Origin of the sequence: Facklamia hominis CCUG 36813 (assembly GCF_000301035.1) — a bacterium.
Taxonomy (GTDB): domain Bacteria; phylum Bacillota; class Bacilli; order Lactobacillales; family Aerococcaceae; genus Facklamia; species Facklamia hominis.
In genome coordinates, this window is sequence record NZ_JH932292.1 from 988379 (window position 1) to 1012434 (window position 24056).

At 41.0% G+C, this 24056-nt stretch carries 14 protein-coding genes, 14 tRNA genes and 3 rRNA genes; 1 reads left to right on the top strand and 30 read right to left on the bottom strand.

The genetic code is table 11. The features are described from left to right. The 25 genes from HMPREF9706_RS04495 to HMPREF9706_RS04615 form a co-directional block, all read right to left on the bottom strand. Entirely contained in the window at positions 1 to 738 is a 738-nt protein-coding gene (locus tag HMPREF9706_RS04495; protein ID WP_006908202.1) for a metallophosphoesterase family protein, read from the bottom strand. Positions 739 to 818: 80 nt separating this feature from the next. Continuing rightward, positions 819 to 2375 carry a bifunctional metallophosphatase/5'-nucleotidase gene (locus HMPREF9706_RS04500; RefSeq protein ID WP_006908203.1) on the bottom strand — a complete coding sequence of 519 codons (1557 nt, stop codon included), beginning with the start codon at positions 2373 to 2375 and terminating at the stop codon, positions 819 to 821. A gap of 213 nt (positions 2376 to 2588) precedes the next feature. Then, positions 2589 to 3653 carry an aggregation-promoting factor C-terminal-like domain-containing protein gene (locus tag HMPREF9706_RS08850; RefSeq protein WP_006908204.1) on the bottom strand — a complete coding sequence of 355 codons (1065 nt, stop codon included), beginning with the start codon at positions 3651 to 3653 and terminating at the stop codon, positions 2589 to 2591. A 227-nt stretch (positions 3654 to 3880) separates the two neighbouring features. Continuing rightward, positions 3881 to 5662: an oligoendopeptidase F gene (pepF, locus tag HMPREF9706_RS04510; protein WP_006908205.1), complete on the bottom strand. Its 1782-nt coding sequence runs from the start codon at positions 5660 to 5662 to the stop codon at positions 3881 to 3883. A gap of 109 nt (positions 5663 to 5771) precedes the next feature. Beyond that, entirely contained in the window at positions 5772 to 7583 is a 1812-nt protein-coding gene (locus tag HMPREF9706_RS04515) for a serine hydrolase (protein WP_006908206.1), read from the bottom strand. Further along, complete coding sequence (locus tag HMPREF9706_RS04520; protein ID WP_006908207.1) at positions 7564 to 8307, bottom strand: hypothetical protein; 744 nt, start codon at positions 8305 to 8307, stop codon at positions 7564 to 7566. The genes HMPREF9706_RS04515 and HMPREF9706_RS04520 overlap by 20 nt, the downstream gene beginning before the upstream one ends. 136 nt (positions 8308 to 8443) lie before the next feature. After that, positions 8444 to 9178, bottom strand: a complete 735-nt coding sequence (locus tag HMPREF9706_RS04525; RefSeq protein WP_006908208.1) for an NADPH-dependent FMN reductase — start codon at positions 9176 to 9178, stop codon at positions 8444 to 8446. Positions 9179 to 9182: 4 nt separating this feature from the next. Then, positions 9183 to 9788, bottom strand: coding sequence for an NADPH-dependent FMN reductase (locus HMPREF9706_RS04530; protein ID WP_006908209.1), 606 nt, complete (start codon positions 9786 to 9788; stop codon positions 9183 to 9185). 82 nt (positions 9789 to 9870) lie between these two features. Continuing rightward, positions 9871 to 9956, bottom strand: a tRNA-Leu gene (locus HMPREF9706_RS04535). A gap of 9 nt (positions 9957 to 9965) precedes the next feature. Further along, a tRNA-Cys gene (locus tag HMPREF9706_RS04540) sits at positions 9966 to 10036 on the bottom strand. 6 nt (positions 10037 to 10042) lie between these two features. After that, a tRNA-Gln gene (locus tag HMPREF9706_RS04545) sits at positions 10043 to 10114 on the bottom strand. Between the two features lie 22 nt (positions 10115 to 10136). After that, positions 10137 to 10209: transfer RNA gene (locus tag HMPREF9706_RS04550), tRNA-His, on the bottom strand. Between the two features lie 13 nt (positions 10210 to 10222). After that, positions 10223 to 10293: transfer RNA gene (locus HMPREF9706_RS04555), tRNA-Trp, on the bottom strand. A 43-nt stretch (positions 10294 to 10336) separates the two neighbouring features. Continuing rightward, positions 10337 to 10417: transfer RNA gene (locus HMPREF9706_RS04560), tRNA-Tyr, on the bottom strand. Between the two features lie 3 nt (positions 10418 to 10420). Beyond that, positions 10421 to 10493, bottom strand: a tRNA-Phe gene (locus tag HMPREF9706_RS04565). 9 nt (positions 10494 to 10502) lie between these two features. After that, positions 10503 to 10575 (bottom strand) — tRNA-Asp (locus HMPREF9706_RS04570). A 4-nt stretch (positions 10576 to 10579) separates the two neighbouring features. Further along, positions 10580 to 10652: transfer RNA gene (locus HMPREF9706_RS04575), tRNA-Val, on the bottom strand. 15 nt (positions 10653 to 10667) lie between these two features. After that, positions 10668 to 10739, bottom strand: a tRNA-Glu gene (locus HMPREF9706_RS04580). 29 nt (positions 10740 to 10768) lie between these two features. Next, positions 10769 to 10859: transfer RNA gene (locus HMPREF9706_RS04585), tRNA-Ser, on the bottom strand. Positions 10860 to 10884: 25 nt separating this feature from the next. After that, positions 10885 to 10957 (bottom strand) — tRNA-Asn (locus HMPREF9706_RS04590). A 17-nt stretch (positions 10958 to 10974) separates the two neighbouring features. After that, positions 10975 to 11090 (bottom strand): 5S ribosomal RNA (gene rrf, locus HMPREF9706_RS04595). Positions 11091 to 11164: 74 nt separating this feature from the next. Continuing rightward, positions 11165 to 14042, bottom strand: a 23S ribosomal RNA gene (locus HMPREF9706_RS04600). Positions 14043 to 14218: 176 nt separating this feature from the next. After that, positions 14219 to 14291 (bottom strand) — tRNA-Ala (locus HMPREF9706_RS04605). A gap of 55 nt (positions 14292 to 14346) precedes the next feature. Beyond that, a tRNA-Ile gene (locus HMPREF9706_RS04610) sits at positions 14347 to 14420 on the bottom strand. 129 nt (positions 14421 to 14549) lie between these two features. Further along, positions 14550 to 16099 (bottom strand): 16S ribosomal RNA (locus tag HMPREF9706_RS04615). The 16S, 23S and 5S rRNA genes sit together here with 14 tRNA genes alongside, the layout of an rRNA operon. 398 nt (positions 16100 to 16497) lie before the next feature. Here HMPREF9706_RS04615 and gshAB point away from each other — a divergent pair. Further along, positions 16498 to 18795: a bifunctional glutamate--cysteine ligase GshA/glutathione synthetase GshB gene (gene gshAB / locus HMPREF9706_RS04620; protein WP_006908210.1), complete on the top strand. Its 2298-nt coding sequence runs from the start codon at positions 16498 to 16500 to the stop codon at positions 18793 to 18795. Positions 18796 to 18913: 118 nt separating this feature from the next. Here the strand turns inward: gshAB and HMPREF9706_RS04625 are convergent, their stop codons facing one another. The 5 genes from HMPREF9706_RS04625 to HMPREF9706_RS04645 all read right to left on the bottom strand — a co-directional run bounded on the left by HMPREF9706_RS04625 (position 18914) and on the right by HMPREF9706_RS04645 (position 23978). Beyond that, positions 18914 to 19993, bottom strand: a complete 1080-nt coding sequence (locus HMPREF9706_RS04625; RefSeq protein WP_006908211.1) for a M42 family metallopeptidase — start codon at positions 19991 to 19993, stop codon at positions 18914 to 18916. A gap of 44 nt (positions 19994 to 20037) precedes the next feature. Next, positions 20038 to 21321 carry an ABC transporter permease gene (locus HMPREF9706_RS04630; RefSeq protein WP_006908212.1) on the bottom strand — a complete coding sequence of 428 codons (1284 nt, stop codon included), beginning with the start codon at positions 21319 to 21321 and terminating at the stop codon, positions 20038 to 20040. Continuing rightward, entirely contained in the window at positions 21314 to 22069 is a 756-nt protein-coding gene (locus HMPREF9706_RS04635) for an ABC transporter ATP-binding protein (RefSeq protein WP_006908213.1), read from the bottom strand. The genes HMPREF9706_RS04630 and HMPREF9706_RS04635 overlap by 8 nt, the downstream gene beginning before the upstream one ends. Next, positions 22050 to 23294 (bottom strand): bifunctional phosphopantothenoylcysteine decarboxylase/phosphopantothenate--cysteine ligase CoaBC, encoded by a 1245-nt coding sequence (gene coaBC / locus HMPREF9706_RS04640; protein ID WP_006908214.1) that lies wholly within the window; start codon positions 23292 to 23294, stop codon positions 22050 to 22052. Before coaBC ends, HMPREF9706_RS04635 begins: the two co-directional genes overlap by 20 nt. Before the next feature lie 141 nt (positions 23295 to 23435). Next, entirely contained in the window at positions 23436 to 23978 is a 543-nt protein-coding gene (locus tag HMPREF9706_RS04645) for a TIGR01440 family protein (RefSeq protein ID WP_006908215.1), read from the bottom strand. Between the last annotated feature and the right edge of the window lie 78 nt (positions 23979 to 24056).

Here is a 24056-nt window from a genome sequence, read left to right on the forward strand (position 1 = left end):
TTATCTTCCTTCCATAATTTTAACTGAATGGATATCTCGGACAGCGTTTGGAGATAGACTCAGGCCATGTAACTGACCGCCAAAAACCAAACCCCCATCAATTCCCCATTTTCGATCATAACGCCATACCTTTGAATTATTAAAATTCTGATTCAAAACCATGGTCGGGGTATGCCCAAAAATAATTTGCTTTCCAGTTGTATTTTCCGCATGGTGGAACCGATCTCTCAACCACATAAAATCATGATCAGAGGTGTCCCGCCAATCATTCAGACTCAAATCAATCCCAGCATGAACAATAATAAAATTACCATATTCTATATAATATGGAAGTGACCGTAGCCAAGATTCTAATTTTGGATAGCGTTGCTTAATGAGTCGAGCATAGCGTCGACTATCTGAACGCCTAATTTCTTCCTCATTAATAGTCAATAATTGGCTGAGGGTGGTCACCCCTCCATTAATCACATAATGATTAAAAAAATTATAAGGGCTTCTCAAAAAATTTAAGAGCATGGATTCATGGTTTCCTCGTATAACAATTGCTTGATATTCTTTTTCAAGAAACCATACCTTTTCTAATACCTGTCGACTATCATAACCTCGATCCATTAAATCCCCAATTAAGACAAGTTGTTCCTTAGATCGATTCCAATAACTTAGCATCTCCTCAAATTCATCATACATACCATGAATGTCTCCGATCACAAAGACACCCTTATCGCTATTTAATTTCATACCCCCACCCCCTTTAAAACACGTGGTTACATTATACCATAAGGTGAATCGTGCTTTCTCATTTTTTATCGTAAAATGGGCTAATTGATATAAATCAAATGACCATAATGTTGATTAATTTGGTCCCAATCCTGTTTTTCAGGATTAGCCAAAGCATCTTGTATTAAGCTTTGAATATCTACACTCGAAATCGTTATAATGGGTGCCTCTCGATATTGTGGATAATTTCCGCCACCCACAGCTCGATATTGGGTGACTGCTAAACGATAAACTTTATCTAGATCAATCGCTTCATTTGTTCTTTCATCGATGATTTTTTGAACGCGTTGGCCAACTGGTTGACTTAAATTAACCTGACATGTAAAGCCAGAATAGAGATCATAATTAAAATGCTGAGCTTTCGGTTCAATATAGGCTGGATTGACAATTAAGTTCCCAGCTTCATCCAACATAAAGTAATTAAGATTTTGTTCCATTATTTTATAAAGATCCGCCCCCGACACTTCAACTACCGCAATTAAATTATAAAAAGGGTAGATTGCAAGTAGCTGCTTTCTAGTAATTGGCCCTTGAAATTCAAAGAAGTGTTCATTCAGTAAGGACACCCCTGAAAAATCAGCATCCGTTTCTTTTAGCAGTAACTGATTGATCATTTCAGCAAATGGATGTCCTTGAGAGCGTGCTTTTAAAATATCTTGAGTCGAATTTTGCATTAAGGAATGCCCTAATACTTGATTCAACCACGCTTGACTATCCTCATATTCTGGCTCTAGGGCTGATTTAACGGCTGCAGACTCTTGCGAAACTGACCTAAAATCAATTAGTTCACCATCAAGTTGCTTTATTTGACCGTCGTCATAAACAATCTTCGCACTGGCGATCTTTTCACCACCATAACCAGGTTGTAGGGTCAAGACACCATTCACTTTTTGACATATTTGACGGTGTTGATGGCCTGATAAGAAAAGATCAATCCCTGGAATTTGGCTTAACATATGATAGCCTTGATTCTCCCCGGTATCTTCTTCTGTTGCCTGACCAGTCTCTAAATCCGATTCAAATCCTCCATGATAAGCGACTACTAATAGATCAACTTGAGGTCTTAATAGACTCACATAGTGCTTAACGGTCTCAAAAGCATCCAGAAAGTCAACGCCTTGATAATGTTCCGGCAACTCCCAGTTTGGGATGTAATGAGTTGTCACGCCGATAATCCCGATTTTAATGCCTTCAAAATCAATGATTTCATAGGGACACCCCATTAAGCTGGATTGTGTCGCTTGATCAAGGATATTGGCACATAAAATTTTTCCCTTAAGATTTTCATAGGCTGGTCGATAATAATCTGGTCCAAAATTAAATTCATGGTTGCCAAATAAATGGTAATCATAATTCATGGCATTCAGTGCCCGAGCATAGGGTCTAGCATCATGCGTGATGGTACTAGTATAAGTCGCCATGGAAGAGCCTTGGATAAAATCTCCTAAATCAATTGTCAAGGTTAAATCAACCGACGGGTCTGATTGAAGTTGCTTCATCAAATAAGCAGTATTCAAAAGAGAATGATCCGGATGGTCTGGGTGTTCTAACCATTGTGCATGTGTATCACTTGTCATTAAAAATCTAATTGTCTTCATTCTATTCTCCTATAACACAATTTGAAAGCTAGCACCGGTTCACAAATTGTGGTTTCAATAATTATTCCTATTCTATTATAAAGAAGGTATGTCAAAGTTCCAATAGACACTCAAAACAAAACTTCAAATTAATACTAAAAAACCTTGTCATGAAAATCCACAACAAGGTCCATATAATACTTACTTATTCAATTTCATAAGATAATAGTTCCATTAATACCACTGATAAGCTTGAGACTGTTGCCAAGCACCCGTAATCGAACCATAACGTCCAATCATATAGTCATACATCCAAGCTAATTGAGTATAAGGGTTTGTCTGCCAATCAGCCCCATGGCTAGCCATCTTGCTACCTGGTAAAGCCTGAGGTAATCCATAAGCTCCACTATAAGCATTGGAAGCCGTTGGATTCCATCCTGATTCTTTGTTAATCAACTGAGACCATAGCTGTTTTTCTTCAGCGGATACCCCTTTTTCAGCAGTGATTTGTTCAAAAGCCGCATAAGGATCCATACTTGCTGACGCAGTGGTTGTCGTAATTTCTTCAAGACTTGTTTCTTGAATCGTTGTTTCCTGAAGAGTCGTCTCTTGAGAAGTCTCTGTCATCGAAGTTTGTGATTCTTCCGTCGTAGTGATCGGCTCGATGGCTGTGACCGCTTGGTAGTGTGTAGTCGTCACATTCTCCATATTCTGAGCCGGCTGATTCGTTGTCTGATCGGTCTTAGGAGCCGTCGGAACAATTTCTAAGCTGGTTTCTTGCTGGTAAAGGGTCGTTTCCACTGCTTCTATAGGCTTGATCTCTGAACTGGTATCCACCGATTCCGTAATTATCGAAGTCTGGTCGAAATCTTGGGCTTGTGCTAATAGAAAACGCCCTTGATCCTTGCCTTCAACCGAATCAAGTTCCACCGTTTCTTTTTCAGAGTCTTTTGAAATATAAGTTATCGTATCCGTCACTTGATTAAAACGAATTTGATCACCGGCAAGGATATAATGTGGGTCCGATATATGATTAATTTGCATCAAATCATCAATTGCAATCCCTGTTGCTTGTGAAATTGTAGATAGGGTATCTCCCCATTGAATGGTATAAACTTGTTCTTTGCTAGCTAGGGCTTCTTGAATGGATTGAAAAACATCATTCAAAGACCGTTGATTCCACTGAGCTAAAATTTGTACGGTATGACCCAAAAGGCCTTGTGCGGATACCTCCATTGAATGAACCATTGGATTGAATAAGCATGCCGCAACTAAAAAGCTGGTTAAAGTTTTCTTCATGATCTACTCCTTAATAAAACTAGTACTATACTAGTTATTTCATCGGATCAAAACGGACTTAGCCGTTTGACGATAGTTATATTCTATCAAGTTTTATTATTTATGTATCTGTATAAAGCAGATTGTTAGCTAGCTTTAAGCCAGTTGATAGTCACTTGCAATCTAAATTACAAAAAGATGACAAATACCACAAAACACGGTATCTGTCATCTTCTTGTTATATCTTTTTATTTTAAATAATCCAATAAATGATCCACATAAGCAATCGTATCTCTTAAAGCTTGATCATTGGACATATCTACCCCAGCAGCTTTAGCTAAGTCAAGCGGCTTCATGGATCCACCAGCCTTTAGAACATCTAACCAAGCTTGAATGGTCTCATGATCATGATTAGCAATTTTTCGACCTATTTGAGTTCCAATGGTTAAGCCGGCCGAATAGGTATAAGAATAAAGTCCCATATAATAATGAGGTTGTCTCATCCAAGTTAATTCTGCCCCAGGATTGATTTCAACCACCTCTTGCCAGAATTGTTCCAGTGTTTCCTTGAAAAATTGATTTAATTTCTGAGCGTTTAAATTTTCTCCACGGTCCACTGCTAGATAAACCTTACGTTGGAAATCAGCTTCTAACAAGTGAGTGACCATATTATGGAAGTAAGTACGTGAAATAAACTCTCCAACTAGATTAGCTCGTTCTTCATCATCCAAGTCCTTCGATAATAAGTAATGACACATAAAAACTTCATTGGCTGTCGAAGGAGCTTCAATAAAATATAAACTAGCTTCAGGAGTCGTTGCCTTTTGATACTGATAGCTCAATTGAAAATGCCCCGCATGACCTAATTCGTGAGCCAATACCAAGACTTCGCTCAGCAATCCTGTCCAATTCAAAAGAATATAGGAGGGGCCTTGATAAACCGTTGAACAAAAGCCACCTGTACTTTTACTTTGATTCATCGGGTAATCAATCCATCGCTCTTCAAAGGCCCGTTCAATAATTTGACGATACTCCGATCCAAAAATGGATAATGCATCTTGAATCATTTGCCGACTAGCTTGAATCGATATTTTTTTAGGTTCCTGTGTTGAATAGGGGATTTTGATGTCTGCTAAGGATATCTTACTCAATCCATGTTTAGTTGCCAATAATTTTGCATACCGTTGCATAACAGGCGCCAAATGAGTCATAATGACATCAATTTGCCGGTCGTAAGCTTCACGGCTAACTTCTTGATCACTTAATAAATAATCAATAACAGAATCGTAGCCTCTTAATTTGGAGATTGCTTTTTCAGTTTGTACATGAGAAATATATAAATGAGCTGCTGTATTTTGATACTTGGCTAATCCTTGGTGAAAAGAATCCCAAGCGGCATGACGAAGCTCTGGATCTAAATCCACCTCATAATCTCCCTCAAAACCTGCAAAAGTATTAGCATAAGTCTTTCCTCGACAAGTAAAGTCTTCAAAGTGTAAATCCTGATACTTTAGAACATTGGATAAGCGATACTGATTAAAGAGCTGACTATTAATACTGGATAAGGCGCTTTCTACCTCAAGCGATAAGACATGTTCACGATTCATGTATATCTTATCTAAGTATCTTTGATAAGCTGCCCCAGATTGGCTCTCTACAAAGCTTTGCAGATAATTTGGGTCCAAATTTGCTAGTTCTACCTCAATAAAGGACAAGGCTTTTTTAGTTTCATCATAAATCGCCAGTAGTTTATAGTTATTTTCTTCGTAGACCGGATTGTTTTTATCGACTTCATAGCCCAAAAAACCAAAATCATTCAACCAAGTTAATTGAGCAAAAATTTTCTCCAATAATTGAAGCATGGATAGAAGTTGCTTCTCTTGATTGAGTTTTCCTTGATATTGACTAATCGTTTGAAGATCTTTTTGATAAGCTACTATCGCCTTCTCAAAACTTTCTTGGTCCTTAAATAAAAGATTTAAATCCCAAGTGAGTTTTGGATCTAGGTCTTTCCTTAATGGTAATGACATTTCATCACCCTCCTTTTTTTAATATCATAGCATTTTTTCACACAAAAATAGAGAAAAAAAAAGAGATCATTTAGCCATTCTGAATGATGACTTCTGATCTCTATAATTCCTATTCAACTGCTGCTGTGTCTGTTTCCATTTGATCTTGATCTTTTTCGATTAAATAACAATCAATAAATGATTGTTGACCAGCTTGTCTCATGATCGGATGTGCTGCCATCATATCTTGCATAAAAGCACTGGGATCATCAACATGCTGATATAACTTTAATCGATAATCCACAAACGTATTATGCACAGCTAGGCATAAGCTAGCCATTTGAATCGGTACCGCATCATAGTTCCAAGGATTTTCTGTATAAACCGCTAGACTAAAGGATCCATACGGGGTAACAAAGGAAGCAACATCATTTTGTTCCGTTACACCAGACCCTGACTTGTTCCAGACCGTCGTCGATCCTGGAATCAATTGCGTCATATAGGTATGCTGATTATAAAAGAACTTATTAATCAATTCATTGTCCCAAGGTTCTCCATTTAACTTATTATTATATAACAAGGCAAAATATCTTGCTGCATCCCCCGGCGATGTCTGAAAACGACCGTTAGTATCCGAATGATAATACTTTCCATTCACATACGTATTATACAAGCCCAATTCATGCATATGTGGCGTCATTCTCTGACCCCCACCTACTGCTGTAATCAAGGAATTAGCCGCTGTATTATCAGATATTGACACTACCAAATCAACCAAATAATCCAAACTAAAAGAAGATCCCACAGGATTCGCTGCTAAAATTCCAGCACCAGGCACCACATCATCCGCAATGAGTGTATGATAATCGCTTGGTGATAACTCCCCAGTTTGATATTGGTGGTAGAGCTCTCCTAGAACATAAATCTTCTGTGTGGAGGCAGGCCTAAAGGCTTGATTATTCAAGGTAATTTGAGTCAGCGACTCATTATTAACAAAAGAAGCGCCAACCGTAGCACTTACATAAGACATATACTCTGCCATCACAGCTTCAATCTGATTAAGCAATTCTTTTTCATTATAATAAGTCAAAACATAATCTTCATAACTAGCGTCTTTTCGCACCCATCCCAATTGATCATATCCCGTATAAACCTGAAGCCAGGTCCCAGATTCATTAGTCAGCTCCCGCATTACCTCCATAGGCACATCAACAAAATGTTTGGTACTTCCAATCGCTTTTGAAAAATAAGTTCCTGGAGGATAAGCATAAATTACCTGATTTGGATTGCGATATAAAATGCTATATTCTACTGCTTGATTATGAAATGTCACTTGATTTGTTAAAGGACCTCTTAAAAAGAAGAAGGAACGATTTGGACGTGGAAATAATCCTAAATAAATCTGAGATTCATTCTGCCATTGATTCACTTGACTCTCATTTAAGAATCGTTCCTTAATCTCACTACCTGCTTGATAATAACGCCAACCATTAATCAAATCATCATGCCAGCCCGTATAAGGCTGATTAAATTGATAAAGCAAAAGCCCCTTAGGAGTTTGACGCCAAGAATAATCATTTAAAGGCTCCTGATAGACCACGCGGTAGTCGTTCACCAGCGAATAATCTGTTTCTTTTGCGACATTCGGACTAAAGGAATACCAAGGCATTTGGTCATCAATCTCATACTCCTGAGACTCGCTCAGAATAGCTTCATCATTAGCTAACAGACCCGCTGAATCCAGTAGGGTTTGATTTGAATCAACGACTAACATGGATTGATTGGACAGATCGATTGTCTGCCCATAAGGCAAACGAGCCATTTGCCTATTCTTCCCCAAAGAAAAATAATAATTAACTAACAAAAAACAATACACTAATAGAACAAGTACCCCAACAATCCATGCTAGCTTGTACCATTGTTTAATTCGTTTGTCTTCCACTATCTGTCGCTCCTTCACTGGAATCAACCACTATAAATCGATTTTTAAAATAATCAAATAATTCTTGAGTCCACTTTAATTGACTGGATTCCAGCAAAAAGTTACTAAAAGATATTTGTTCCTTTAAATCAATCGGATCCAAACCTTGACTCAAGGAACGCTCCTGGATAAAAGCTTCATACTCCCATTCATCAACTACAGCAGCAAATCGGTCCTTGGCAATTAATTCAAATACAAAATCCTCTAGGATCCGTTCCTTGATATGGGCTCTAATTGGTTGATTCAAATGCAGTTGGCTACTTGCATACTCCTCCAAAGTCATATCTTCTTCACTTGCTAAACGTTGAATCTGATCTAAATATTTTCTTTCATAAGCGTCATACTCATCTTGATCTATAACGACTTGACTCGCTTCTTGATAAAAGGCTAATAAAAATGGCATTAATTGACGGTAAAAAGCTAGCTCCAAAGCCTGTTTACGATAAATCTTATAGTAAGCTTCCTTCACTTGCGATAGATTCTCGTATTCGCCTAATCCTAGACGTGATAAAGATAATGAATCAAATTTACTTAAGGGTTCATTCGTTAATTGTTGGTACTTACGCTTCATATCTGCTAGTTGAATTTCAAAGATTTGTTCGAAATCTGCTAGAGAAACCCTTAGATAGGTCTCAGGTACCTCAATCTCTTCGACTGAAGGATAATCTAACACTTGACTTCTCATAAATAGACTCCTTTATTTAATCTAAAAACACCATCCTCATTATTATAGCATGGAATGAGAAAAGCAGCATGTCAAATAATAGCTTCAAGCAAAATCTTCAAATCCGATCGAAACACCCTAAAATGAGTTTCTCGGATTACAATTGTTGATTATCTACAGAATGCGACTGATACCATTCAACGATTGGTCTAATCGCTTGAAGTTGAGAATAAACTCTTGTAGGATCGTCACTTGTTCTATCCAACACCTGTAGCAATTGACTCGCCCAGATTTCTTCCATTTGAAACTCATGATTGAGCGAGACCGATTGACTTAAGGGTTTTAAAGTGAACACATAAGTAACAAATACTTCCATACTCTGTCTTAGATACTGAGCGGTCCTTTGATCAATAATATTTCCATCTTTATCGAAGGCAGATTGACAATTTCCCAATAAAAACTCTTGCCCAGGCAGGACTAGAGCGTCAATACCAGGAGACTCTAATATTTGGCGTAAATGCATCTGTGCACATGAAGTTCCTTGATCTAAATAAGAAGCACCTATAATTTTGACCGGCTTCGCTTTTAAGGGATGTATTTTAAATGATAACCACTCTAGCAAAGATTTTAAAGGAGCAGGTACTGTCCGATTGTGTTCAGGTGTAGCAATCACTACCCCATCAGCAGCTTCTATCTTTTTTTGAATCTGTTGAAACTCTAAAGACTCAAGAACTTCCAAACGATCTTGGTTAAACAATGGAAGATCCTTTATATCCAAAACTTCAAAATCAAAGAGGTCTTTAAATGAATGCTGAATATAATATAATAATTCACGATTATAAGATTGTTCAGAGATAGATCCAGCAATCCCAACCAACTTAGTCTTTACCATTCAATCATTCCTCCTTTGACGATTCTGAAATCTTCAATGAAGATTTTTGATTTTCATTCAGAAATGCTTGAGTATAATCGATAAATTTAATAAATTCCTCAAAAATACTTTCTAGGGCATTTATTCTATCAGGATCTACTAGCTTACCCTCTTGATCAAAGGCCTGCAAGGAATTTCCCAATAAAAATTCTGAATTGGGTAAAACACGCGCCTTAATATCTGCTGAATCTAAGATCTGTCGCAACTGTACTTGCGCTCTTGAAGAACCCAATTTACCATAGGAAGCCCCCGTTATCATCACCGGTTTATTCTTCAAAGGAGAAATATAGTAAGATAGCCAATGTAGGGCATTAGCTAGTGATGCCGTGATAGCATGGTTGTATTCTGCAGCAGAGATAATCACACCATCTGCTCCCTCAATCAAATTCACTGCTTGCTCAACAATTTTAGGAAGTTTTTTTGAGGCAGGTTTATTAAAAAGAGGAAACTGGTCAATCTCAAGTAATTCTATATGCGCCTTATCTTTAAAATGATGTTGAATAAATTGAAGTAGCTGTCGATTCGTTGACCGTTTACTATTCGTACCTACTATTCCAATGATATGCTTCATTATCATACCCTCCTATACAATAGACTGAATGAAAAACTATAAAAAAAGCTTTCCCTAACATTAAGTTAAGAAAAGCTTAAAATAGCGGTGGTCGGGGTCGAACCGACACGCCGTGTAACCGGCACTGGATTTTGAGTCCAGCGCGTCTGCCAATTCCGCCACACCGCCGTGATATTAAGGCGGAAGTCGGATTTGAACCGGCGATCAAGGTTTTGCAGACCCATGCCTTACCACTTGGCTATTCCGCCGTTGGACTGGGGTAGCTGGATTCGAACCAACGAATGACGGAGTCAAAGTCCGTTGCCTTACCACTTGGCTATACCCCAATAATAATATATTAAATATAAAGGCGACTGATGGGAATCGAACCCACGAATGTCGGATCCACAAACCGATGCGTTAACCACTTCGCCACAATCGCCACCATATTATAACAGGGACTGCAGGAATCGAACCCACACTAACGGTTTTGGAGACCGTTGTTCTACCGTTAAACTAAGTCCCTAAATTAGATCAAAGGATTCTGGATACAATTCCAATCATATAAATGGAGGGGGGCAGATTCGAACTGCCGAACCCGAAGGAGCGGATTTACAGTCCGCCGCGTTTAGCCACTTCGCTACCCCTCCATATGGCTTGGGACGGAATCGAACCGCCGACACCTTGAGCTTCAATCAAGTGCTCTACCAACTGAGCTACCAAGCCAACTAACAACGGTCCGGACGGGATTTGAACCCGCGATCTCCTGCGTGACAGGCAAGCATGTTAACCCCTACACCACCGGACCAAAATGGGGGATAACGGGTTCGAACCGCTGACATCCTGCTTGTAAGGCAGACGCTCTCCCAGCTGAGCTAATCCCCCATATTTAATTTTTAATGACCCGTACGGGATTCGAACCCATGTTACCGCCGTGAAAGGGCGGTGTCTTAACCGCTTGACCAACGGGCCATAATAATATTACTAAAAACTATATAAAACGGAGAGTAAGGGATTCGAACCCTTGAGACGAATATTATCCGTCTACACGGTTTCCAACCGTGCTCCTTCGGCCAGCTCGGACAACTCTCCATGCTAAGCTAACCATCATTCATAACTCCGCCAGTAGGGCTCGAACCTACGACATCATGATTAACAGTCATGCGCTCTGCCAGCTGAGCTATGGCGGAATTAGATGAACGAGCACGCGTGGCAACGACCTACTCTCACAGGAACAAAGTCCCCACTACCATCGGCGCTAAGAAGCTTAACTTCTGTGTTCGGCATGGTTACAGGTGTATCCTTCTTGCCCTCATCACCACACTGTGCCCTCTTTCACCTTGAGCGATTCTTCATCACTCAAAACTAAATAACACCCTACTTCCCTTGAAATTGTCTTGGTTAAGTCCTCGACCGATTAGTACTAGTCCGCTCCATTCATCACTGAACTTCCACTCCTAGCCTATCTACCTGATCGTCTCTCAGGGGTCTTAAATCTTGCGATTGGGAAATCTCATCTCGAAGCTGGCTTCCCGCTTAGATGCTTTCAGCGGTTATCCATCCCACACATAGCTACCCAGCGATGCTCCTGGCGGAACAACTGGTACACCAGCGGTGTGTCCATCCCGGTCCTCTCGTACTAAGGACAGCTCTTCTCAAATTTCCTACGCCCGCGACGGATAGGGACCGAACTGTCTCACGACGTTCTGAACCCAGCTCGCGTACCGCTTTAATGGGCGAACAGCCCAACCCTTGGGACCGACTTCAGCCCCAGGATGCGATGAGCCGACATCGAGGTGCCAAACCTCCCCGTCGATGTGAACTCTTGGGGGAGATAAGCCTGTTATCCCCAGGGTAGCTTTTATCCGTTGAGCGATGGCCCTTCCATGCGGTACCACCGGATCACTAAGCCCGACTTTCGTCCCTGCTCGACTTGTTGGTCTCGCAGTCAAGCTCCCTTCTGCCTTTGCACTCTTTGAATGATTTCCAACCATTCTGAGGGAACCTTTGGGCGCCTCCGTTACTCTTTAGGAGGCGACCGCCCCAGTCAAACTGCCCACCTGACACTGTCTTCCGTGTTCTTCACGCGAGTTAGAGGGTTCATATCACAAGGGTAGTATCCCACCAACGCCTCCTTGCATACTGGCGTACACAATTCTTAAGCTCCTACCTATCCTGTACATGTCACACAAACACTCAATATCAAGCTACAGTCAAGCTCCATGGGGTCTTTCCGTCCTGTCGCGGGTAACCGGCATCTTCACCGGTACTATAATTTCACCGAGTCTCTCGTTGAGACAGTGCCCAGATCGTTACGCCTTTCGTGCGGGTCGGAACTTACCCGACAAGGAATTTCGCTACCTTAGGACCGTTATAGTTACGGCCGCCGTTTACTGGGGCTTCAATTCGTACCTTCGCCGAAGCTAAGCACTCCTCTTAACCTTCCAGCACCGGGCAGGCGTCAGCTCCTATACATCATCTTTCGATTTAGCAGAAACCTGTGTTTTTGATAAACAGTCGCCTGGGCCTATTCACTGCGGCACACTTGCGTGTGCACCCCTTCTCCCGAAGTTACGGGGTCATTTTGCCGAGTTCCTTAACGAGAGTTCTCTCGCTCACCTCAGTATTCTCTACTTGACTACCTGTGTCGGTTTGCGGTACGGGTTGGTTCGACTCGCTAGAAGCTTTTCTCGACAGTTTGATGATCCACCTTCGCTACTTTTACTTCGCTCCAGGTCACAGCTCATGCTTTCTGCGACTAAGCATTTGACTCACTCGCACACTCACTGCTTCTACAGGCTCTTCCATCCGCCTGCGTGGACTTACCTCCTGTGTCCCTCCATTGCTCAAACGTCTTCCCAAGTACAGGAATCTCTACCTGTTATCCATCGCATACGCCGTTCGGCTTTTGCTTAGGTCCCGACTAACCCAGGACGGACGAGCCTTCCCCTGGAAACCTTAGTCTATCGGTGGATGGGATTCTCACCCATCTTTCGCTACTCATACCGGCATTCTCACTTCTATGCGCTCCAAGGCTCCTTACGGTACCCCTTCGCCGCACATAGAACGCTCTCCTACCACTTACTCTAAAGTAAATCCACAGCTTCGGTGTCTTGTTTAGCCCCGGTACATTTTCGGCGCAGGGTCACTCGACTAGTGAGCTATTACGCACTCTTTCAATGATGGCTGCTTCTAAGCCAACATCCTAGCTGTCTATGCAACCCCACATCCTTTTCCACTTAACAAGTACTTTGGGACCTTAGCTGGTGGGCTGGGCTGTTTCCCTTTCGACGACGGATCTTATCACTCGCCGTCTGACTCCCAGAGTTAACAAGTTGGCATTCGGAGTTTATCTAGATTCAGTAACCCGTGTGGGCCCCTAGTCCAAACAGTGCTCTACCTCCATCTCTCATCCTCTGAGGCTATACCTAAATATATTTCGGAGAGAACCAGCTATCTCCAAGTTCGATTGGAATTTCTCCGCTACCCACACGTCATCTAAACATTTTTCAACATGTCCTAGTTCGGTCCTCCAGTGTGTCTTACCACACCTTCAACCTGCACATGGGTAGGTCACCTGGTTTCGGGTCGACGACCTTTGACTCTCGCCCTATTCAGACTCGCTTTCGCTTCGGCTCCGTTTCTTCAACTTAACCTCGCCACAAATCGTCACTCGCCGGTTCATTCTACAAAAGGCACGCCATCACCCCTTAACGGGCTCTGACTACTTGTAAGCACACGGTTTCAGGTACTCTTTCACTCCCCTCCCGGGGTGCTTTTCACCTTTCCCTCACGGTACTGGTTCACTATCGGTCACTAGGGAGTATTTAGCCTTACCAGATGGTCCTGGTGGATTCCGACGGGATTTCTCGTGTCCCGCCGTACTCAGGATACTCCTAAGCTGTCTCACTTTTCGTCTAAGGGGGTCTCACCCGCTTCGCCGCCCCTTCCCATGGGCTTCGACTAAGTGTTTCAGTCTTTCCTGGAGTCCTTCAACCCCAACGTGCATGCACGCTGGTTTGGGCTCTTCCCCGTTCGCTCGCCGCTACTTAGGGAATCATTCTTATTTTCTTTTCCTGCAGGTACTTAGATGTTTCAGTTCTCTGCGTCTACCTCTCTTTCGAGTGATACGGGTCTATCCGTATCGGGTTCCCCCATTCGGAAATCTCCGGTTCTTAGCGTACTTACCGCTCCCCGAAGCATATCGCTGTTCGTCGCGTCCTTCATCGGCTCCTAGTGCCAAGGCATTCACCGTGCGCCCTTCATTGCTTAACCACAATATTTTCGCTTATTTTTTACTCTATAACTTTCGTTATAGACTCGGTCAATTTCTCGGTTCATTATATCTTTTTAGAAATAATGGATTGTCATTGCTCGCATCCGAGTCAATGATCAATCTTGTTTGGTGTTATTCAGTTTTCAATGATCAAGTTGCTGGCTTTTGCCAACAATGGAGAATAGCGGGATCGAACCGCTGACCTCCTGCGTGCAAAGCAGGCGCTCTCCCAGCTGAGCTAATCCCCCAACTAGCAATTATCGTTATTATACAAAATTTTACTTATTTAGGCAAGATTTTGTATGGGCCTGAGTGGACTCGAACCACCGACCTCACCCTTATCAGGGGTGCGCTCTAACCAGCTGAGCTACAGGCCCAGGCTTCTTACTCAAACCCTGAGTGAAAGCTCACTCAAAACTAAATAAAGACAAATCCGTGTAAGTTCTTTTGGGATTTTTCCCGATAAGGTCAGAGTTGCCTCTTCCTTATCTTCCATTACTCCTTAGAAAGGAGGTGATCCAGCCGCACCTTCCGATACGGCTACCTTGTTACGACTTCACCCCAATCATCTGTCCCACCTTCGACGGCTCCCTCATAAAGTTAGGCCACCGGCTTCGGGTGTTACAAACTCTCGTGGTGTGACGGGCGGTGTGTACAAGACCCGGGAACGTATTCACCGCGGCGTGCTGATCCGCGATTACTAGCGATTCCGGCTTCATGTTCTCGAGTTGCAGAGAACAATCCGAACTGAGAATGGCTTTAAGAGATTCGCTTGCCCTTGCGAGTTCGCTGCTCGTTGTACCATCCATTGTAGCACGTGTGTAGCCCAGGTCATAAGGGGCATGATGATTTGACGTCATCCCCACCTTCCTCCGGTTTGTCACCGGCAGTCTCACTAGAGTCCCCATCTGAATGCTGGCAACTAGTGATAAGGGTTGCGCTCGTTGCGGGACTTAACCCAACATCTCACGACACGAGCTGACGACAACCATGCACCACCTGTCTTCTTGCCCCGAAGGGCTTCACCTATCTCTAGGCTATGCAAGAGATGTCAAGACCTGGTAAGGTTCTTCGCGTTGCTTCGAATTAAACCACATGCTCCACCGCTTGTGCGGGTCCCCGTCAATTCCTTTGAGTTTCAGCCTTGCGGCCGTACTCCCCAGGCGGAGTGCTTATTGCGTTAACTCCAGCACTGAAGGGTGGAAACCCTCCAACACTTAGCACTCATCGTTTACGGCGTGGACTACCAGGGTATCTAATCCTGTTTGCTCCCCACGCTTTCGAGCCTCAGCGTCAGTTACAGACCAGAAAGTCGCCTTCGCCACTGGTGTTCCTCCATATATCTACGCATTTCACCGCTACACATGGAATTCCACTTTCCTCTTCTGCACTCAAGTGACCCAGTTTCCAATGACCCTCCACGGTTGAGCCGTGGGCTTTCACATCAGACTTAAGTCACCGCCTGCGCTCCCTTTACGCCCAATAAATCCGGACAACGCTTGCCACCTACGTATTACCGCGGCTGCTGGCACGTAGTTAGCCGTGGCTTTCTGGTTAGATACCGTCACTCCGCTAACAGTTACTCTAGCGGTCGTTCTTCTCTAACAACAGTGCTTTACGATCCGAAGACCTTCTTCACACACGCGGCGTTGCTCCGTCAGGCTTGCGCCCATTGCGGAAGATTCCCTACTGCTGCCTCCCGTAGGAGTTTGGGCCGTGTCTCAGTCCCAATGTGGCCGATCACCCTCTCAGGTCGGCTATGCATCATTGCCATGGTAGGCCGTTACCCCACCATCTAGCTAATGCACCGCGGAGCCATCCTTTTGCGACAGCCGAAGCCGTCTTTCCTTCGTTGATCATGCGATCTGCGATTCTATGCGGTATTAGTCATCGTTTCCAATGGTTATCCCCCGCAAAAGGGTAGGTTCTCCACGTGTTACTCACCCGTGCGCCACTAACTTTGCCGGGAACAAGTTCCTAGCTCCGTTCGTTCGACTTGCATGTATTAGGCACGCCGCCAGCGTTCGTCCTGAGCCAGGATCAAACTCTCATGAAAGTTCATGAGTCTCTTGACTCTTGATTTTTTGCTGACTGTTTTTTATCCTGCTTGTCTGCAGTGTCTCGAATTTATTTCGATTGAATTGATCTGATTTCTCAATCAGAACCCTTACACATTTTGGTGTTTGTCTTTATTCAGTTTTCAATGAGCTTTCGTTGCCTCTCTCAAGTGACAACTTCTATATATTACCACGCGATCGATTCTTTGTCAAACATTTTTTATAACTTTTTTAATGTTTTTTTCTTTCGATCGGATGTCCTTTATCGGACAAGTGATAATATAGCATGGATCCACTCTGCTTGTCAACACTTTTTTAAATTATTTTTAAGACTTATTTTTTTATTGTAGATTTTCATTCTGATATAATGAAGGTATTATTGGATTGAGGTGTTTTTATGAATCAGAACAAGCTTGTTTTTTCAATTAAAGACCTGGCTTTACTTTGGCAATCGACCGTAGGGATTGAAAAGGAAAGCCTAAGAGTAACTGAAAACAACCAAATTGCATTAACAGATCATCCGCGTGATTGGGGAGACCGCTCCTTTCATCCCTACTTACAGACTGATTTTTCTGAAAGCCAAATCGAATTAATTACTCCTCCTGAATCAAATTCTAAGGATATTTTAAATTGGCTTCAAGCATTACATCAAATCACTTACTTACGTTTAAACGAATCGGATTATGTAGAACGTTTATGGCCCAACTCCATGCCACCTAGCTTAGATCATTTAAATAAAGTAAGGCCTGCTCAGCTCTTAAATTCACAAGAAAGACATTACCGTGAATATCTGACTGATAAATACGGCAAAGATGTCCAACTGCTTTCTGGAATTCATTACAACTTTCAAATTAATCCTCAATTAATGGAACAAAAGTTAAAGGAATCTATAACAACGAATTCCGAATCTGATTATATTAAAAGTAAGAATGAGCTATACATGGCCTTTATGCGCAAATATCTTTACTATCGTTGGGGATTAACCTACTTATTAGCTGCTAGCCCTTATGTGGATTCCCGTTACCAAACCAAATTACATGGTAAACCACACCAAACAGTGATGCGTTCAGTTCGGCAAAGTCGGTACGGTTATAAGAATGACGATGCCGTAACGATTAGTTATCAAAGCCTTGAAGCTTACATTAAATCCTTAGAAAGCCATGTCAAATCTGGTCGTTTATTATTAGAAAAAGAACTATATCGTGATGTAAGAATGCGCGGTAGCCATTCAGTAAGAGATCTATTAAAAGAGGGTATCTCCTATTTGGAATTTAGAAATTTTGATTTAAATCCTTTTGCTCCTTGCGGAATTAGTCAAGAAGATTTAGATTTTATTAAAATATGGATTATCGCTCTTTTAATGATCGATAAAGATTTTTCCGATCAAGATCTTGAACTTGCCGATCAAAGAAATCAGTCCACCGCCGAAGATCATCCCTTATCTAATTTACGACATGCAGATCTATTACAGTCTCTACTCGAAACATTGTCAAGCATTGGATTAGAATTAGACCGATTAAATGCGACTAGCTATTATTCTGAGCTCGTTCAAGACAAACTCATTCAAATAAATCATCCTGAAAGAACACGAGCTGGATTTTTATACAATAAGACTCCTGATTATACTTCTTATCAACAGTTTATGAGTGACATTGCCCAACTTAATCAGAAAGAATTTCTCCATAGCCCATATCTATTACATGGGTTTGAAGATTTGGAACTATCGACTCAGGACCTATGTAAAAAGGCAATTCAACTTGGGTTAAATGTAGACTGGATCGATCCAAAGGATCAGTTACTTCGTCTCACTTATCAAGACCACCACGAATTCGTTCGTAATGCTAACATGACTCGTTTTGATAGCCAAGTTTCTTATTTTATTATGGATAATAAATTAGCAACTAAGAAAGTTTTGAAAGAACAGGGAATTTTTGTTCCGGAAGGTCAAATCTTTGATCAACAAGCTCAAGCTAAAGCCTATTATCCACAAGTCAAATCAAAACCGATCGTTATTAAACCTAAAAACACCAACTATGGTATTGGTATTACGATTTTTAATCAGGCTTATTCTGAAGCAGATTATCGCGAGGCAATTTCGGAAGCTTTTAAGTATGATCAAGAAATTTTAGTCGAAAATTATATTGAAGGAACCGAAATCCGTTTCTACTTATTAAATCACAAATTTTTAGCTGCTTGTGAGCGTCAACCCGCTCAGATATATGGAGATGGTATACATACCATCGATGAACTGATTGATTTAGAAAACCAAAATCCATTAAGAGGAAAAGACCACCGCGCTCCGATGACTCTTTTAGAAAAAGGCAAACTTGAAAAAATCACCTTAAAAGAACAAGGTTTAGATTTTTCAAGCATTCCCCAAAGCGGACAAAAAGTTTATTTAAGACGCAACTCCAATGTCTCATCTGGTGGCATTGCCATTGATCGAACAGATGCTATTCACCAATCCTATATTGATTATGCCATTCAAGCTAGTCGTGCATTAGAAGCTAACTTTTGTGGAGTTGACATGATTATTCGCGATTATCACCATCAACCGAAACAAGAGGGGGATTATGCAATCATCGAAGCCAATTATAACCCAATGGCAAGCCTTCACCTATTCCCTGGAAAGGGAAAAAGCCATGATCTTTCCCTTCACACCCTCTATTTCTTATTCCCTGAATTAAAAGCTTAATAAAAAGGCTACGACTTGAATGAGGACCTGTAGTGACCCCTCATTCAAGTCGTAGCCTTTTATTTTAACCCACTTTGTTCTTAGATATATAAAAGTTTGTTAGCAAACTCAAAATTGATTATGCATTTAAAATCTTTTCTAAACTATGATTATCCAATTCTTTCACCACAGCAACTAAAAGTTCCACCATATTTAGATAATCATCTTCATGAATCACTGAAGTGTGACTATGTAGATAACGTACCGGAACTGTAATTGCTAGGGAAGGAATACCATTCAGACTAGTATGTTGTGAACCTGCATCGGTTCCGCCTCCTGGAATAAATTCCAATTGATAAGGAATATGATTCTTTTCAGCAATATCAATCACAAAGTTTCTTAATCCCGTATGAGCAACCATCGAGGCATCGTAAACAATTATTTGAGGTCCTTTACCTAAGGTACTCAAGGACTCATCTTTGGTCATTCCTGGTGTATCACCAGCTGTTCCCGTATCTAAGGCAAAGGAAATGTCTGGATTCAAGAGATGTGCACTGGACTTCGCCCCTCTTAGACCTACTTCTTCTTGAACATTAGCTCCAGAAAATAGAACCGTGTGGTGCCCTTCTTTAGCTAAGCGATTAATCACATCAATTGCCACAGCCATTCCAATACGATTATCCCAAGCCTTGCCCAATAAGAATGGTGTTCCGTTGAGTCGTTGAGTTTTAATGTAAGGGGTAATCATATCTCCTGGGCGAATACCCCATGATAATACCTCTTCTTTTGATGAAGCTCCTAGGTCAATAAAAATATCTTTCATAGCAATTGGCTTCTTACGTGCTTCTGCTGTTAAAACATGAGGTGGTTTAGAACCAGTAACCCCGTGGAAAGTCTTTCCTTCTCTAGTAGTAATGGTTACTTGTTGAGCAAGAACCACTTGACTCCACCAACCACCAATGGTCACAAATTTAATAAATCCTTCATCTGTGATTTCCTTAACCATAAAACCAACTTCATCCATATGGGCTGCTAACATCACTCGTGGGCCTTCTTCATCCCCCGTATGTCTAGCAAAAATAGAACCCAAGCCATCTTGAAGGTATTCTTGAGCTGCTTCTTTGGTCTCTTCACGAAAAATTTGTCTCAATTGACCTTCATTAGCCGCAATCCCATTCGCTTCTGTTAAACGAATCAATAAATCTTTATTTACTGACATTCAGATCCTTCTTTCTATGATTTACTAGTTTCATTCTAACAATTTCAGTCAATTTTAGCAAAAGAAACCCCTTTCTTTGCCTTCTTTTTCTTCAATCGATAAGGAATATAGATTTTAATGAGGGCTAATTGAGAAATTGCCCAGGCCATGCCTACCATAATCCCTTCTAATACATTATTCGTTTTAAAGATAAGAATTATAAAATAAAATAAGGATTGAACTCCCAAAAGGCGACCGAGTATCCCCATCAAAGTTTGAAGTTTTACTTCATTATCTATCCCTGGGTATAAACTAAAGAGCACTTGATAATCTGGATATGAGTAAAGTCCTACGAGTTGACTTATCGTTACCCAGAAAGCTAAAGCTCCAAATATTGCCAAAACCCAACCATTCGATGGTAAAATCATTAGCGTCATCACAAAAAAGCACGTTGTTCTAATAATGATCCCAACATAATTTTCATTGCGTAATAATGCTCTAGTTAAATAATAACTATATAAATTAGTCTTAGAACCAGCTAAGAAAGGAAGAAAGACTTCACAAACCGGATTCTTTTTTACAGACGATTTAATCTGAGGAACCTGAGCAAAAATTCCAACAAAGCGATAAAAGGCCTCATTTGAACGAACGGATGACTCCACCGCATAACTTAAGTCTATCGGAGATGACCTGACTTTTTTTAATCGTAAATAAGCAAAAAATAAATAAACAATATTAAAAATACTTAGCAACATGATCGGATAAGAAATTAAAGTCCCTAGCATCCATACTATTGAGAAGAAAGAGGCATCTCTTATCAACTTTAAAAAACCATATTTTGCTTTAAAACTATTGAAAGAATTTAGATAGAGATTAATAAATTGACCAACTTTAAAGATGAGCACAAGTACAAGGAATCCCACACACTGATTAACGGACCAATTAAAGGCAGTTACTAAAATAGGTAAGATCATCGAGAAAGCCAGTAACTGACCTATCAGCGGCAATACTGCAGTTACCGTCAAAGCTTTCTTCCAATAAGAATGCCAACCATCCCCCTTTGCAAATAAATAAGACGGATCTGCCAAATGGTTAAACCAATAAGGTTTTCCTAAAGAAAGGCTCAATGCAAAGAACAGCATAATTATCGATAATATGGCCAGCTTAATTATTTCTGTCAAGGGTTGACTCAGATAGTTCAAAAACTCTCGGTAAGACAGTGCCACAAAGCCTAAAATCACCAACATAATCACTGAAAAATGGTCATTCACAATTAAACGACTATATTTTCCAATCTCTTTTAATTTTTTATTAAGACGGTGGTTAAATAAATGTGTTAAATCATCCATGATACTCCCCCGATTGATGCCCATCCTCTTGAGTCATCGTCAGATAAATCTCCATCAAATTAGCTCCTTCTCGATCAAATTGTTGTCTTAATTCTTGCAGGTCTCCCTGGCCCACCACTTGACCCCTTTTCAATAAAACAAAGGATTGACAAAGATCTTCAGCGATCGATAAAACGTGGGTAGTAAATAGAACCATCCCGCCCCTTTTTGCATGTTCCAATAATAATTGACTAAAATAATTCATCGCCAATGGATCTAAGCCGAGAAACGGTTCATCAATAATCAACAATTTAGCTTGGGTCACTAAAGCACACATGATCATAACTTTTTGCTTCATTCCTTTAGAAAAATGCGTAGGAAACCAATTCAAGTGTTGGTCTAATCGAAAGGCCTTTAACATTGGTTGAGCTCGCTTCATAACCGTATCCCGATCAATGCCATAACCCAAGGCTGTCATTTCTAAATGTTCTTTTAAGGTAAGTTCTTCATATAAAACAGGTGTTTCTGGTACATAAGCAATATTTGCGGCATAAGCAGCTTGGTTATCACGACTATCCAATCCATCAATCCCAATGCTTCCCGATTGAATCGGTAATAAACCGAGAATTGTCTTTAAAAGAGTGGACTTTCCTGCCCCATTTAACCCTATCAAACCAGCGATTTGACCCGACTCAATTTCAAAGCTAACCTCTTTTATAACTGTGATTTGACGATAACCACTACTAACTTTATTTACCACTAAGCCCATGGACTCCCTCTCCTCTCACCTGATTTGTTAAGATGGCTTGCCACAATTCAAAAGCTAAATTTGACTTTGCCATCCGTTCAAAGACTTGCTCACTACCGTTCGATCCAATTAAAACAGCCTGGTTCTCATCCACATTGAAACCTAAATTCGCCTGTGAGATATCATTGGCAATGATCCAATCTAAGTTTTTACGAGCTAATTTATCCTTAGCATAAGCCATCAAATGTTCGGATTCCGCGGCAAATCCAATCACACACTGACTTGTTTTTTTAGCAGACATAATCGCCACAATATCCGGATTCGTTGTTAATTCGATTGTTAATTCTTGATTAGTAGCTGTCTTTTTTATCTTATTTAATGCAGGCTCTTTCACCCGATAGTCGCTCACCGCCGCTGCCATTACTAAATAATCACACCCTTCAAAGGCTTGTTCAACCGCTTCATACATGTCTTGAGCTGAATAAACCCGAATTTCTGTCATCCCGGGCAACATGAAAAAGCCTTCCTTGCTTGTGATAAATTGAACTTCAGCCCCTAGATAACAAGCGATTATAGCCATAGCATAACCCATTTTTCCAGAGGAATCATTCGAAATAAAACGCACAGGATCTATTCGTTCCACTGTTCCTCCAGCTGTAACCAGAACTTTTTTCCCCTTTAGTAGTTGAGGGCACTCAGTTTGAGCGATCAACAACTTTAACTCAGCTAAAATAGCAGACACTTCAGGCATACGACCTTGACCTTCGTAACCTTCCGCTAAATATCCATAGGCTGCCGGCATCACCCGATAGCCATAGGAATGTAAACAGTGAATATTCTGTTTGACCGCAGGATGATTGTACATATGATGATTCATAGCAGGAACAATCAACACTGGACAATGAACAGCCAATAAAGTCGTTGAAACTAGATCATCAGCAATGCCATTAGCCAGTTTACCAAGGATATTCGCAGTTGCTGGAGCAAGCACAACATAGTCACACCAATCAGCATAGGCAATATGCTTAACGTGCTCAGCATCTGATTCCTCAAATAAATCAACGAGAACCTCTTGTTTACTCAGGATTTGTAGGGTCAGTGGCGCGATAAATTGGCATGCTGCTCGAGACATCATCACACGAACTTGAGCACCACTTTTAACCAAAGAGCGAACCAGTTCAGTTATTTTATAAGCAGCAATACCGCCTGTAATAATTACACCAACCTTTTTATTGGATATATTCATATAAACCCCCTCTTGAAGCTTTATCAACCATTATGGCTATTATACCGTAACTTAGTAAAAATGATGTGAATTTCTATCAAGTTAACACACTTGAACACAAAAAACACCTTTGGTCAGCTGCCAAAGGTGTTTAAAAGACGATTAAAGACTATAACGTGCCCTCACGCCCCCAATTAACTTAGGTCGAGAGGTCAGCCCATTTACTCGTGCACCACCAAGCTGATTCTTCTTAAAACGAACCGGAATCTGAACGTGCTTGATGTGCATCCCAATATTGGTATCACCAATATCAATCCCAGAGCTTGCCACTATATGTTCTACCATTACCGGATTAGCGAATTGCTCATAAGCCGCTACAGCACAACCTCCTCCTGCATGAATTGCTGGAACCACTGAAACAATCTCTAAGCCATAATTCTTAGCTACTTCCTTTTCAACAACTAGCGAACGATTTATATGTTCGCATCCTTGAACAGCTAGATTAAGTTCTAACTCTTTCAACCGTTCTCTTAAAACTTTAATAATAATCTGCCCGTATTCTGGTACTGAGTCTTTACCAATATGCCCTCCCGCAATTTCTGACGTAGAGCACCCCAGAACAAAAAGATCACCAGCCTCAACTTTTGAGCGATATCTTTCAATCACTTCATCCATCAATTCATTCATTTCATCTTCTAAATTCATGATCAGTCCCTCTTTCTGTAATCCTTTTCAGTATAACACGTTGTTCATTTAAGTTAAAGCTTCTTGCTCATAGCGTTT